Annotated in this window: 13 protein-coding genes; 9 read left to right on the forward strand and 4 right to left on the reverse strand. The window is 45.9% G+C overall.

The features are described from left to right. Nucleotides 1–12: 12 nt before the first annotated feature. The 4 genes from L3V37_RS09100 (at nt 13) to L3V37_RS09115 (ending at nt 4,178) form a co-directional block, all read left to right on the forward strand. Nucleotides 13–1,839, forward strand: coding sequence for an extracellular solute-binding protein (locus L3V37_RS09100; protein WP_237306192.1), 1,827 nt, complete (start codon nt 13–15; stop codon nt 1,837–1,839). Nucleotides 1,840–1,848: 9 nt separating this feature from the next. Then, complete coding sequence (locus L3V37_RS09105; protein ID WP_237306193.1) at nt 1,849–2,706, forward strand: ABC transporter ATP-binding protein; 858 nt, start codon at nt 1,849–1,851, stop codon at nt 2,704–2,706. A 35-nt stretch (nt 2,707–2,741) separates the two neighbouring features. Then, nucleotides 2,742–3,581 carry an ABC transporter ATP-binding protein gene (locus L3V37_RS09110; RefSeq protein ID WP_005379372.1) on the forward strand — a complete coding sequence of 280 codons (840 nt, stop codon included), beginning with the start codon at nt 2,742–2,744 and terminating at the stop codon, nt 3,579–3,581. A 171-nt stretch (nt 3,582–3,752) separates the two neighbouring features. Further along, a complete protein-coding gene (locus L3V37_RS09115) occupies nt 3,753–4,178 on the forward strand; it encodes a phosphate-starvation-inducible protein PsiE (RefSeq protein WP_047103769.1) in 426 nt (141 codons plus the stop codon). 54 nt (nt 4,179–4,232) lie between these two features. On the opposite strand, the gene L3V37_RS09120 is transcribed toward L3V37_RS09115, so the two are convergent. Further along, a complete protein-coding gene (locus L3V37_RS09120) occupies nt 4,233–5,099 on the reverse strand; it encodes a YicC/YloC family endoribonuclease (protein WP_005384776.1) in 867 nt (288 codons plus the stop codon). A gap of 184 nt (nt 5,100–5,283) precedes the next feature. Here L3V37_RS09120 and rph point away from each other — a divergent pair, with 184 nt between their 5' ends. Then, a complete protein-coding gene (rph, locus tag L3V37_RS09125) occupies nt 5,284–6,000 on the forward strand; it encodes a ribonuclease PH (protein ID WP_017634994.1) in 717 nt (238 codons plus the stop codon). 104 nt (nt 6,001–6,104) lie between these two features. Next, nucleotides 6,105–6,746, forward strand: coding sequence for an orotate phosphoribosyltransferase (gene pyrE / locus L3V37_RS09130; RefSeq protein WP_005384778.1), 642 nt, complete (start codon nt 6,105–6,107; stop codon nt 6,744–6,746). Between the two features lie 84 nt (nt 6,747–6,830). On the opposite strand, the gene L3V37_RS09135 is transcribed toward pyrE, so the two are convergent. The 3 genes from L3V37_RS09135 to coaBC all read right to left on the reverse strand — a co-directional run bounded on the left by L3V37_RS09135 (nt 6,831) and on the right by coaBC (nt 9,749). After that, nucleotides 6,831–7,781 carry a Kdo(2)-lipid IV(A) acyltransferase gene (locus L3V37_RS09135; RefSeq protein WP_237306194.1) on the reverse strand — a complete coding sequence of 317 codons (951 nt, stop codon included), beginning with the start codon at nt 7,779–7,781 and terminating at the stop codon, nt 6,831–6,833. A 6-nt stretch (nt 7,782–7,787) separates the two neighbouring features. Further along, nucleotides 7,788–8,378: a nucleoid occlusion factor SlmA gene (gene slmA, locus L3V37_RS09140; protein ID WP_005379386.1), complete on the reverse strand. Its 591-nt coding sequence runs from the start codon at nt 8,376–8,378 to the stop codon at nt 7,788–7,790. A gap of 171 nt (nt 8,379–8,549) precedes the next feature. After that, nucleotides 8,550–9,749 (reverse strand): bifunctional phosphopantothenoylcysteine decarboxylase/phosphopantothenate--cysteine ligase CoaBC, encoded by a 1,200-nt coding sequence (coaBC, locus tag L3V37_RS09145; protein WP_017820705.1) that lies wholly within the window; start codon nt 9,747–9,749, stop codon nt 8,550–8,552. Nucleotides 9,750–9,942: 193 nt separating this feature from the next. Here coaBC and L3V37_RS09150 point away from each other — a divergent pair, with 193 nt between their 5' ends. From L3V37_RS09150 to rpmB, 3 genes are all read left to right on the forward strand, one after another. Continuing rightward, complete coding sequence (locus tag L3V37_RS09150; protein WP_017820706.1) at nt 9,943–11,616, forward strand: methyl-accepting chemotaxis protein; 1,674 nt, start codon at nt 9,943–9,945, stop codon at nt 11,614–11,616. A 114-nt stretch (nt 11,617–11,730) separates the two neighbouring features. Then, nucleotides 11,731–12,405, forward strand: coding sequence for a DNA repair protein RadC (gene radC / locus L3V37_RS09155; protein WP_237306195.1), 675 nt, complete (start codon nt 11,731–11,733; stop codon nt 12,403–12,405). A 302-nt stretch (nt 12,406–12,707) separates the two neighbouring features. Then, nucleotides 12,708–12,944 (forward strand): 50S ribosomal protein L28, encoded by a 237-nt coding sequence (gene rpmB / locus L3V37_RS09160; RefSeq protein ID WP_005384783.1) that lies wholly within the window; start codon nt 12,708–12,710, stop codon nt 12,942–12,944. Nucleotides 12,945–12,956: the final 12 nt, after the last annotated feature.

Below are 12,956 nucleotides of genomic sequence, written 5' to 3' on the forward strand. Positions count from 1 at the left end.
AAGGGAAGTTTTATGAAGAAATTATTTTTAGCGTCCACGCTGAGCGCCCTGAGTTTTGGTGCAATGTCAGCAACGCTTCCGACTGACTTAAACTGGCAAACAAACTGGGATGAGCCTCAATATGGTTCGCCAGAAGCGAAACGTGGAGGGACTTATCGCACCTTTATGTCAAGTTTCCCGCAGACGTTACGTAGTGTTGGCCCAGATGCTAATGCAGGGCTACGTTCTTTTATTTTAGATGAAACACCAGGCTTGGTGGTCCGCCACCCAGATACTTTAGAGTTTACCCCTGAGCTTGCTAACGAGTGGGCGTTAGCAGGTGACAACAAAACGGTCTATTTCAAACTCAACCCTGAAGCCAAATGGTCGGACGGCAAACCTGTGACTGCCGACGATTTCGTTTTCATGCTGAAATTTTATCGTTCCAAAGACATCTTGGAACCTTGGTACAACGATTACTACAACAAAACGATTGCGGATGTTATCAAGTACGACACTCATACGTTTGCTGTTAAGGCGGCGAAAGAGTTCAATCCGGAAGAATTGCTGTTACGAATGGGGGCGCTGCGCCCACGTCCCGCACATTTTTATGCTAATCCTTCAAAAGATGAAAATGGTGACGGTATACATGACAACTTTGTCCGCTACTACAATTTTAAAAGTGAACCAACGACCAGTGCATACTACCTAGATGACATTAAAAAAGGTAAAAGTGTTACCTTCAAACATGTCGGTGAAGACTGGTGGGGTTACAGCAATAAGTATTATCAACATCGTTATAATGTCGACAAAATCCGCATCACAGTGATTCGCGACAGTGATATCGCGATGAAGCACTTTGAGAAAGGGAAGCTGGACGCATTTGGTCTTGTTTTACCAAGCTTATGGCATGATAAATCGAATACGGAACCTTACCAAAAGGGATACATTCAAAAGTTCTGGGGTTACAACCAATTCCCAGTTGGGGCTGGTGGTGTATGGATGAACACCGCGATGCCTTTGCTGGATGATTTAAACATTCGCAAGGGCATTACTTACGCGATTGACTTTGATGGCATGATAGAGAATGTCATGCGTGGCGACTACTCCCGTAAACCGAACCCGACCGGTTATGGTCATGGTAAATACACCCTACCAGATGCTAAGGCACCGAAGTTTGATCCCGCAAAAGCGGCTGAGGCATTCGAAGCCGCAGGCTTTAACAAAATTGGTTCTGATGGTATTCGTGTTAATGATAAAGGTGAGCGCTTAAGCTTCGAGCTGACCTACGGAACACCTGTTCATACTCCTCGTATTGCATTTTTGCGTGAGCAAGCCAAGCTAGCAGGGCTGGATATTGAGCTCAAGTTAGTTGATGGCTCATCCATGTTCAAATACGTACGTGAGAAAAAGCACGATTTGGCTTTCTTAGATATGGGTACGTCTGAGATCCCAACGTATTGGGAGTACTTCCATTCAGTCAATGCGAACAAGCCGCAAACTAACTCTTTCACAAACTACAGCACGCCTGAACTGGATGAAAAGATCATCGAGTATCGTTTTGGCATGGATATGGATAAAAAGATCCAGCTAGGTCATGAGATTCAGCGTGACATCATTGATGCTCACGTTATCGTCCCAGGCTACATGGTTCCTTATGTCCGCTATGGTCACTGGCGCTGGTTAAAGTTTCCAGATAAGCCAATGAATCGCATGACAGAGGCGCTGTTCAGTGGTGCAATCATAGGCGATGGCACTTACTGGATTGATAGTGATATCAAAAAAGAAACGAAACAAGCGATGAAGTCAGGCAAAGTTTTTGAACCTGTTGTTGTCGTAGATGACACTTATAAGCTGTAAGGATTGGTTATGGAAAACGATGTAATCCTAAGTGTTAAAGATCTCGAAGTTGAATTTACCACCGATGATGGGCCAGTGAAGGTTCTGCATGGTGTGAACTTTGATGTGAGAGCTGGACGTACACTCGGTCTGGTAGGAGAGTCAGGTAGTGGTAAGAGCGTAACCTCAATGTCGATCATGGGGCTATTACCTAAGCCATATGGCAACATTATCAAAGGTGAAGTGAATTATCGCGGCACCAACCTAGTTGATTTGCCTGCGGAAGAGATGTACGCCATGCGTGGCGATCGCATTTCGATCATCTTCCAAGACCCGATGACGGCGCTCAACCCAGTGCACACCATTGGTCGTCAAATATGTGAAGTGCTTGAGCTCCATCGACCTGAGTTCGACAAAAAGGAGCGGGAGGCGTACTCGATTGAAATGCTGGCAAAAGTAAAAATTCCAATGCCAGAGAAGCGATTGAATGAGTATCCCCATAACCTATCTGGTGGTATGCGCCAGCGTGTCATGATCGCGATGGCATTGGCCTGTAAGCCGGATATTCTGATTTGTGATGAACCGACTACAGCGTTGGATGTTACGGTTCAGGCGTCTATCCTTGAACTGATGAACGAGCTTCAGGAAGAAACGGGCATGGCGATGATATTCATCACTCACGATCTCGGGGTTGTGGCAGAAGTGTGTGATGATGTTGCCGTGATGTATGGCGGGCGTATTGTCGAAAAAGCAGAAATTTTTGAGTTGTTTGATAACCCACAGCACCCATATACAGAGCGTTTGATGGGGCTGATGCCGAGCTTAGATAATGAGCCAAAGCAGATGATCGATATCAAGCCTATTGATGCCAGTATGTTTGCCAGTTAACTGAGCAAAGTGAACCAGTCATAAAAGAGGATGTTATGGCAAAAGAAGTATTAAGAATTGAAAATCTTAAGCAGCACTTTGTTTCTGGTAAAGGGCTGTTCAAGAAAGGCTACACCATCAAAGCGGTAGACGGAGTTTCACTGTCTGTTTCTGAAGGTGAAACACTGGGGCTAGTTGGTGAGTCAGGTTGTGGTAAAAGCACCCTTGGTCGCACGATCTTAAAGTTATACGAGCCAACGGAAGGTAAGATTTTCTTTGAAGGTAAAGACATCACAAAATTGTCTGTGAAAGAGATGCGCTCGCTGCGTAAAGACATGCAAATCGTCTTTCAAGACCCAATGGAGTCACTCAATCAGCGTCATACCATCGGTATGATTCTGGAAGAACCGTTTGTTATTCATAAAATTGGCACGCCAACAGAGCGTAAACAATGGGTAAAAGAGCTTTTAATCAAAGTGGGATTACCAGAAACGGCAGTAAACCGTTATCCACATGAATTTTCAGGCGGACAACGGCAGCGTATCGGTATTGCTCGCGCGATTGCATTGAAGCCTAAATTACTGATTTGTGATGAATCGGTATCTGCGTTAGATGTGTCGGTACAGGCGCAAATCTTGAACCTATTGCTACAACTGCAACAAGAAATGAACTTGGCGATCATATTTATCTCTCACGATCTCTCGGTGGTGAAACATGTTTCTGACAAAGTTGCCGTGATGTATTTTGGCAAAGTGGTAGAAGCAGGCAGCGCTAAAGAAATTTATGCAAACCCGCAAAACGAATACACCAAAAAACTCCTATCTGCGATTCCGATCACTCACCCTAAATATCGGAAGAAAAAGCGCGTAGCTGAAAAAAAGCAGCAAGTGGCGTAAGTGATGCCACAGGTCCTATAACACAAAAGCGCTCCGCCAAAAAATAAGCGGAGCGTTTTTATAAGCAAATGCCAGGACTTGGAGTCGATTTGCACTGATGTTTATTCTGATTGATTGAAGATCGTTGCATGCTAAACTCAAGGCCTATTTTCTTTGTTTGGATAATGGACCATGCCGTCGAATTTACCGAAATCCTTTAGTCGACCTTTCCTGAAAATCTTCCATATTTTGGAGGCGGTGTTATTAGTCTCTATTACCTTGGCGACGTTGTACGCCATGATGCAAGAGTTTGTGCACGTATTTGTAGAGAAGCGTGTCTTACTCACAGATATTCTTTTGATGTTTATCTATCTGGAAGTGCTCGCCATGGTGCAGCAGTTCGTGATGAACGGTAAAATTCCGGTACGCTATCCTATCTACATCGCGATGATGGCGATCGCCCGCTACATCACTCTCGGAATGAAAGAGTTGGATGCGGTTTTGGTTGTGTGGTTATCTCTGGCAGCGTTTATCTTAGCTGCGGCTACTTTGCTGATCAGAATTGGACACCATTATTGGCCCTACGTTGATAACAGAACCTTGGAAAAAGACGAATAAAAGAAAGCCCCGCACTAGCGGGGCTTTCTGTTTCAATACTCGATGACTTTTAGATCATTCAATGTTTTGGATCTGCTCACGCATCTGTTCAATTAGAACTTTCAGTTCAACGCCCGATGCGGTGATGTCGGTGCTGATGGATTTCGACGCTAGCGTGTTCGATTCACGGTTGAACTCTTGCATCATGAAATCTAGACGACGACCGACTGCGCCACCTTTCTTCAGGATGTTTGTTGTTTCTTTTACGTGAGAATCAAGACGGTCTAGCTCTTCTGCTACGTCTGATTTCTGTGCCAGAAGGATTAGCTCTTGCTCAACGCGAGATGGGTCTAGCTCTACTTTCGCATCTTCAAATTTAGAGAACAGACGCTCACGTTGCCACTCTAGTATTTCTGGCATGCGTGCGCGCACTTTCACAACTTCTGATGTGATCGCTTCTAGGCGTTGCTCAATCAGCGCCTTCATGTTCTCGCCTTCACGAGCGCGCGCTTCAATAAATTCATCCATTGCGCCATCAAACGCTTCTAGTAGCACTTTATTTACCGCATCCATGTCTTGCTCTGGCGTTTCCATTACCCCCGGCCATTGCATGACTTGAAATGGATTGATTCGGCTCAGTTCACCAGTCATGTGCATGACTTGTTCAGCGGCTTTAATTACCTGGCTAGCAAGCGCTTCATTGATGCTAAGCTCACCTTTTGCGGCAGGGTTTGCTTCAAAACGCAGATTACATTCTACTTTGCCTCGCGCTAAACGCTTACGAAAGCGCTCACGTAAAACGGGCTCTAACCCGCGAAATTGTTCTGGCATGCGGAAGTATGTTTCTAAATAACGCTGGTTCACGCTGCGGATTTCCCATACCGCAGAGCCCCAATCGCCTTTTACTTCTTTGCGTGCATACGCTGTCATACTGTAAATCATCGAATTTTCCTGTCTTCATTTTTTGAAAATTACTTCAAGAGTGTATCACGCTGCGTCGATAGGTGCGCGGGATGTATGGATTGTTTATGTTGTGCCAGCGGCGTAACCTATGAATCCGGAATCGATTCCGTTATAATCTTCGCCCAACCAAATCGTCTTCTCCTCATATTTAAGGTAGATGCCCATGCGTCCAAACGATCGCAAGGCGGATCAAGTTCGCCCTATCAAAATTACTCGTAACTACACAGCTTACGCTGAAGGGTCAGTGCTAGTTGAGTTCGGTAACACCAAAGTGTTGTGTAATGCGACCGTCGAAGAATCTGTGCCACGTTGGCTAAAAGGTCAAGGTAAAGGCTGGGTTACAGCTGAATACGGCATGCTACCTCGAGCAACACATTCGCGTACTCGTCGTGAAGCGGCAAGTGGCAAACAAGGCGGCCGTACGATGGAAATTCAGCGTCTTATCGCGCGAAGCCTACGCGCTGTTGTCGATCTAAAAGCCATGGGTGAGTTCATGATCACCGTTGACTGTGATGTTATCCAAGCTGACGGTGGTACGCGTACTGCATCCATCAGCGGTGCAAGTGTTGCAATGGCCGATGCGTTCCAACACCTAGTGGATAGCGGTAAGCTAAAAGCAAACCCAATGAAAGGCCACGTAGCGGCAGTTTCAGTTGGTTTGCTAGGTGATGATGTTCTGTGTGACCTTGAGTACGTTGAAGATTCAGCGGCAGACACAGACATGAACGTAGTAATGACCGAAGAAGGCAAGATGATTGAAATTCAGGGCACCGCAGAAGGTGAACCGTTCAGTCACGAGCAGCTGATGGCTCTGCTAGAGTCGGCGAAAGTCGGCATTACGGAAATTGTCGCAGCGCAGAAGGCGGCGTTAGCCAATTGATTTAAATAGCTCCCATTATGGGGGCTATTTTTTTATCTCGACAATAGAGAAATGAATGATTGTCGAGAAGAGACACAAGAAACCAAGGACATAGAGAGAAAATAATGAAAGCATACCAGCGTGAATTTATTGAGTTTGCACTTGAGAAAGAAGTTCTTAAGTTTGGTGAGTTTACTTTGAAATCTGGCCGTAAAAGCCCGTACTTCTTTAACGCTGGTCTTTTCAATACTGGTCGTGACCTAGCGCGTCTTGGTCGTTTTTACGCAGCAGCGCTTGCTGATTCTGGCATTGAGTTTGATGTGCTGTTTGGCCCGGCGTACAAAGGTATCCCAATCGCGACGACAACAGCAGTCGCGCTGGCGGATCATCATGACGTCGACACGCCTTACTGCTTCAACCGTAAAGAAGCGAAAGATCACGGCGAAGGCGGTAACCTTGTAGGCTCTGCGCTTGAAGGTCGTATCATGCTAGTAGATGACGTAATCACAGCAGGTACTGCGATTCGTGAATCGATGGAAATCATTCAAGCAAATGGCGCAGACCTTGCTGGTGTGTTGGTTGCGATTGACCGCCAAGAAAAAGGCAAAGGTGAGTTGTCTGCGATTCAAGAAGTGGAGCGTGACTTTGGTTGTGCAATCATCTCAATCATTAGCCTGACTGACCTTGTGACTTTCCTTGAAGAGAAAGGCACAGACAAAGAGCATCTAGAAGCAGTCAAAGCGTACCGCGCAGAATACGGCATTTAATTGGTTACTTTTTCTGAAAAAGTAAAAAGGGCAGATGGATATTCATCTGCCCTTTTTTGTTTTTGGATTCATCGCCGTGACCACTTACTTATAGCGAATGCCTTTCTCGACATGCTCATCTTGCATGGTTTTATAGCGTTTATGGAGCCACATCCATTGCTCTGGAGCGCGTAGAATGACTTCTTCCACATACTTGTTCATATAAGCGGCAGCGGCGACTTCGTCTTTTTGTGGATAATCGGCTTCAATGCACTTATCGGCGATGATGTCGTACTTTCCTTCGTCATTGCGAAACCCTGAGCCTGGGATGATCGCACATTTTGAGGTATACGCCAGAATGCTCGTGCCTGTTGTCGTACACGCATCGTCTACGGCAAAGAAGGGCACAAATACTGATTTTTTGCGACCGTAATCGTGATCCGGTAAATAGAACAGACGCTCACCGCTGCGTAAAACACGAATCATCTTTTTTACATCTTTACGATCAATCAGTTTATTGCCGTTATGTGTCCGTCCCCAATACTGGATAAAGTTATAAGCAGGATTATTATGCGGACGAAACGCGCCGTACCCGGCCACGCCTAACACGGCGAAAGCACGCGCAGTGATCTCTAGATTTAGAGCATGGACACAACAAAGTAGGACGCCTTTACCTTCTTTGGCTTTTTCACGCAGTGCGCCGAGATCTTTCTCGACGATCAGGTTTTTAAAGCGCCAAGTCGGCCAGAACCAAGTGATTCCGGTTTCTATCAGTGCCATACCGGTATTTTTGAAGTTCTCTTCAACAATATGTTGAATCTCTTCAGGTGTTTTGTCTGGAAAGGCCAATTCTAAGTTACGCTGAGCAACGTGGACACGCTTTTTACCGCAGCGCATGCCAAGTTTACCGAGTGAACGACCTAATGAAAGCAGCAGCCGATAAGGAAGAATATTGACGAGGATGGCCAACAGACCAAAACCAAGCCATACGCCCCAGTTACGAGGGTGAAGAAGTGAAAGAGAAAACTCGGGCTGCGTGTATTTGTCTTTACTCATAGTCTTTTACTTTATTTGTGCACTCAAAAGCGCCCAGTACTCGTCAAAGTTTGCAGTCGGCTGGTATTTAAAGTCGCTACGCACAAAGCGGTTTAGGCTCCCCTCAACTTGTCCCAGAATTTGCGCGGCTAGGATCCGCTCTTCGACAGGGAAAGACTTCCCTTCACGAATCTTACGTTCACGCAGGATTTGGCGCAATTGTGTTTCTATACGCTCAAAGAGTTGATTGATGCGTTCACGTAGACGTTCATTTTCAAACATTAGAGCATGACCCGACAAAATGCGTGTCAGACCTGGGTTACGTTCAGAGAACGCCAAAATAAGGTGCATCACCATACGAATACGCTCTAGTGTATCTTTTTCGTCGTCTAGAATACGGTTGATACGTGTCATCAAGGCTTCTTCAATGAACTCAATCAACCCTTCGAACATGCGCGCTTTACTTGGGAAATGACGATACAGCGCGGCTTCTGAAACGCCGACTTGCTTGGCCAGTTTTGCCGTAGTAATGCGTGAAGCGCCATCTGTTGATTCAAGCATTTCTGCCAATGCTTGTAAGATCTCTTCACGACGGTTGGATTTTTTACTGCCGGCCATTAGTTACTTCCTTTCAAAATACAAAGTTGAGCGGAGGGGATTATAAGACGCTATTTCGCCTCAAACTAGACCACTAAGGGTGGAATGGGAGATTTAACACCCTTAGTTGTCATTTTTGTACCAAATTTATGCCAGCTTTTGTAAAAAATTGGCAGGGTTTTCAAACGTTAGTTACATCAATTGATGCATTTTTTCGAGAATTTTAAAGCTCAATGCTTCTTTTGATTCTAAAGCGAGCGCAAGTTCACCTTCAGGCCAGTAAAGGGTAATCGCGTTGTCGTTGCTGTTAAATCCTTGCCCTGCAACCGAAACGTCGTTTGCACAGATCATATCGAGGTTTTTCTTTGTTAACTTGCCTCGAGCATAGGTCTCTACATCATTGGTTTCAGCCGCAAAACCGACGGTAAACGGACGCTTCTCCGTCATTGCTGCCACAGATGCAACAATATCAGGATTTTTAACCATATTAATGACCATTTCGTCGTTGTCTTCTGTCTTTTTCAACTTTTGAGACGCGATCGTTTGTGGGCGGTAGTCGGCAACGGCAGCGCAGCTAATAAAGGCATCATGCTGGTTTGCATGTGTCATAACGGCTTCGTGCATCTCTTGGGCACTGGAAACATTTATGCGCTCAACACCTACGGGCGTATTTAAACTGACAGGACCGCTCACGAGGGTGACTTTTGCTCCCATCTGCGCTGCGGCGCTCGCCAATGCATAGCCCATTTTCCCGGAGCTATGGTTTGTAATGTAACGCACTGGATCAATCGCTTCGCGAGTTGGTCCGGCGGTAATGAGTATCGACTTACCTTCTAGCAATTTTGGTTGAAAGAACTGTTCACATAGATGTACTAGCTGCATTGGTTCCAGCATTCGACCTGGTCCTACATCACCACAGGCTTGCTCTCCTGCCGCAGGGCCCCAGATGTGCATACCACGACGCGCTAACGTAGCGATGTTCTCTTGGGTTGCGATATTGCGATACATCTGTTGATTCATCGCAGGAGAAACAGCAACAGGGGAATCCGTCGCGAGCACGAGCGTAGTAAGTAAATCGTTCCCCATGCCTGCGGACATGCGCGCGATTAAGTCCGCGGTCGCGGGCGCTAATAGCACTAAATCTGCCCATTTGGCCAATTCAATATGGCCCATAGAGGCTTCCGCTGCTGGGTCTAGTAAACTGTCCGAGACAGGACGGCCCGAAACGGCTTGCATGGTTAAAGGGGTAATGAACTCTTTTGCGGCTTTCGTCATTACAACTTGAACTTGCGCTCCTCTCTCTATGAGGCGACGGGTTAACTCCGCACATTTATACGCAGCAATACCGCCACTGATGCCGAGTAGAATTTTCTTTCCTGCTAGTGTTTGCATGTGAGATCTCCAATTTGATGACCGGATTTTAACACAATTCAAAGTCTGACCGCCCGAGCATATATAACGAGAAGATAATTCACATCAAACTCCAGAGTATTAATCTGACCGAGGAAGGGAAAATTCTCGCCTACCTCACAGACAAGTTGCGCGGAGTTTGCAAGTCTGAAAAGAAAAAGAGGTAGTGGAAACCATGGTGTTGAAAAGTCGAAACAAATTGCTGCTGATAACCCTAATTCCGCTGTTGTTGATCACCACGTTGATCTCAGTGGTGTATTACATCAACAGCAGTAAAAGTTTGGAAGCGGAGCTGGCAAGAGACAGACAAGAGCTCATCGAAACGAAGAAGAAAGAGCTACAAGCCTACATGATGATGGGCGTGACGGCGATAAAACCGTTATACGACGCGGATGTAAATGGAAGTAATAAAGAGGCAGCAAAAGAAATTCTGAAAGCCATGCGCTTTGAAAGCGATGGCTACTTTTTTGCCTACGACTCTCAAGGTGTGAATACGTTGCACGCCATCAAACCTGCATTAGAGGGTAAAAACCTTTACGACTTAAAAGATGAAAATGGGGTCGCAGTTATTGCGGGCTTGATTGACGCTTCTCAAAAAGGGGATGGGTTCCTCTATTTCTCGTGGCACAAACCGACCATTGACGCACAAGCGCCTAAGTTGGGCTATGCAGAATATCTATCGAAATGGGACTGGGTTTTAGGTACTGGCGTTTATATTGATGACATCGACCAGCAAGTTGCGATGCACAGAGAGTTAAAGACTCAAGAGCTAAAAGAGCATACATTATCTGCCGTGTTGATTTCCGTTATTGGATTGATCATTACCAGTGTTCTCACCAGTATCGTGGTGTCTAAAGGCATTCAGCCATTACAACATGTCGCGGCTTCATTAAAAGATGTTGCCGCAGGCGGCGGTGACTTAACGGCTCGTTTAAAAGTCGAAAGTCAGGATGAAGTCGGTGAAGTGGCGGCCGCGTTTAATGAGTTTATGGATAAGCTGCACCCACTGATGCAGGACATTCATCGCTCTGCGACGACAGTACAGACCGTTTCTCAAAGCCTGAACACTCAGACCAGCCAAGCGAGCGGTCAAATGCAGGATCACTGTTTAGAGACGGACAAAGTCGTGACGGCAGTGACGCAAATGAGCATGACTGCCAAAGAAGTAGCCAGCAATACTAATGCGACCGCGCAGGCAATTGACGATGCCAACAGTCAAGTCACCGCCGCTCAGCATGAGGTCGAGCAAGCAATAGAAGGCATTACCGAACTCGTGACGGAGATAGACAGCACGTCAGATGCAATTTCTGAGTTGAGTTTACAGACCGAAAAAATAACCAAAGTGCTGGATGTGATTGGCGAGATAGCCGAGCAAACGAATTTGTTGGCCCTAAATGCGGCGATTGAAGCGGCTAGAGCCGGTGAGCAAGGTCGAGGGTTTGCCGTCGTTGCGGATGAAGTGCGCTCGTTAGCCAGTCGTACGCAAAATAGTACTCATGAAATTGGCGACATGCTCAAGCAGTTACAAAATGGTGTATCAAGAGCGGTCAGTACGATGTCGGTAAGCCAAAAACGAGGTGTCAAAACGGCGGAAGAATCTGCGCTCATTCAGCAATCTCTTTCTGGTGTTCATCATTCTATCGGAACAATTCGAGATATGGGTATTCAAACCGCGTCTGCCGCAGAAGAACAAAGCGCGGTTGCAGAAGACATCAACCAAAATTTAGTGGCTATTCAACAGATCGTGAACAACATTAATGAGACGTTGCAGCATGCCGAGTCAATCAGCACGCAGCTATCACAGTCTGGAACGGAAATTCACGGCTTGGTTGGCAACTTTAAACTCTGATGAACTGTTAAGTTGCATGGAAAGCACTGATGGTACGAAGAAAGCGAAAGTCATACTCGACTTTCGCTTTTTGTTTTGTGGAATAGGGACACTTTCCATATAAAGAGACATCAGATGATACTGAAAGCTTTGCCAAATGAGTCCATGCCCAGAGAGAAGCTACTGCAACGAGGGCCGCAAGCTTTGACCGATGCCGAACTGCTGGCCATCTTCTTGCGCACAGGCACCCGCGGAATGAACGTGATTGAGCTTGCAGACTTCCTTATTCAAGACTTTGGTTCGCTCAGACAACTATTTTCAGCATCAGAAGAAGAGTTTTGTCGTCACAAAGGATTGGGGCAAGCCAAGTATGTTCAATTGCAAGCGGTACTAGAAATGACACAACGTTACTTGGCGGAGACGCTAAAGCGTGGTGATGCCTTAACCAGCCCCGACCACACTAAGTTATATCTGTCTTCTATTTTAAGGGATCGGCAAAGAGAGGCTTTTTATATTCTTTTTCTCGATAACCAGCACCGAGTGATAAAAGATGAAATTTTATTTGAAGGAACGTTGGATGCAGCGTCGGTGTATCCGAGAGAAGTTGTTAAGCGTGCTCTGCATCATAACGCGGCGGCTTTGATTTTGGCGCACAATCATCCTTCAGGCGTTGCTGAGCCGAGCCAAGCTGACAGAAGGATTACAAGGCGTCTCACCGACGCATTAGCATTGGTGGATATTCGTATTTTGGACCATTTCGTCATCGGAGATGGGGAAAGTGTCTCTTTTGCTGAAAGAGGCTGGATGTAACTGTGCGTTTTTTAGGTTGTTAGTTGCTAAAAATCTGCTATCATCCACGCCACTAAATTTTTAACTGAATTCAGCTTGGACTGCTAAAAAAATCTGCTGTCTAAAAAAAGATCACGAAAACCTGTAAAAAGGATCTGTTCGGGTCTTGAGCAATGCATATCAAGTTAGTATAATGCGCGACCTTTGATAGCCTTGTATGGATTTTCCATAGCGGTTCTTAACCTCTAACTTCTTTTCGAGAGATAGAGAGGTTCGGCCACCAAGGTTGATATCGAGCTGAAACGATTTTGGAGAAGACATTCATGTCACGAGTATGCCAAGTAACTGGTAAGCGTCCAGTAACGGGTAACAACCGTTCACACGCACGAAATGCTACTAAGCGTCGTTTTCTGCCGAACCTACAAACTCATCGTTTCTGGGTAGAGAGCGAAAAACGTTTTGTTAAACTACGTCTATCTGCTAAAGGTATGCGCATCATCGACAAGAAAGGTATTGATACTGTTCTTGCAGACATGCGTGCACGTGGCGAAAACGTTTAAGAGGAAATAAGC

The organism is Vibrio sp. D54, from assembly GCF_021728075.1.
Classification (GTDB): domain Bacteria; phylum Pseudomonadota; class Gammaproteobacteria; order Enterobacterales; family Vibrionaceae; genus Vibrio; species Vibrio alginolyticus.

Bases quoted from the DNA above. Each gene is read 5' to 3' on its own strand.
- L3V37_RS09100 (WP_237306192.1), top strand. From the start codon at position 13: ATGAAGAAATTATTTTTAGCGTCCACGCTGAGCGCCCTGAGTTTTGGT.
- L3V37_RS09105 (WP_237306193.1), top strand. From the start codon at position 1,849: ATGGAAAACGATGTAATCCTAAGTGTTAAAGATCTCGAAGTTGAATTT.
- L3V37_RS09110 (WP_005379372.1), top strand. From the start codon at position 2,742: ATGGCAAAAGAAGTATTAAGAATTGAAAATCTTAAGCAGCACTTTGTT.
- L3V37_RS09115 (WP_047103769.1), top strand. From the start codon at position 3,753: ATGCCGTCGAATTTACCGAAATCCTTTAGTCGACCTTTCCTGAAAATC.
- L3V37_RS09120 (WP_005384776.1), bottom strand. From the start codon at position 5,099: ATGATTTACAGTATGACAGCGTATGCACGCAAAGAAGTAAAAGGCGAT.
- rph (WP_017634994.1), top strand. From the start codon at position 5,284: ATGCGTCCAAACGATCGCAAGGCGGATCAAGTTCGCCCTATCAAAATT.
- pyrE (WP_005384778.1), top strand. From the start codon at position 6,105: ATGAAAGCATACCAGCGTGAATTTATTGAGTTTGCACTTGAGAAAGAA.
- L3V37_RS09135 (WP_237306194.1), bottom strand. From the start codon at position 7,781: ATGAGTAAAGACAAATACACGCAGCCCGAGTTTTCTCTTTCACTTCTT.
- slmA (WP_005379386.1), bottom strand. From the start codon at position 8,378: ATGGCCGGCAGTAAAAAATCCAACCGTCGTGAAGAGATCTTACAAGCA.
- coaBC (WP_017820705.1), bottom strand. From the start codon at position 9,749: ATGCAAACACTAGCAGGAAAGAAAATTCTACTCGGCATCAGTGGCGGT.
- L3V37_RS09150 (WP_017820706.1), top strand. From the start codon at position 9,943: ATGGTGTTGAAAAGTCGAAACAAATTGCTGCTGATAACCCTAATTCCG.
- radC (WP_237306195.1), top strand. From the start codon at position 11,731: ATGATACTGAAAGCTTTGCCAAATGAGTCCATGCCCAGAGAGAAGCTA.
- rpmB (WP_005384783.1), top strand. From the start codon at position 12,708: ATGTCACGAGTATGCCAAGTAACTGGTAAGCGTCCAGTAACGGGTAAC.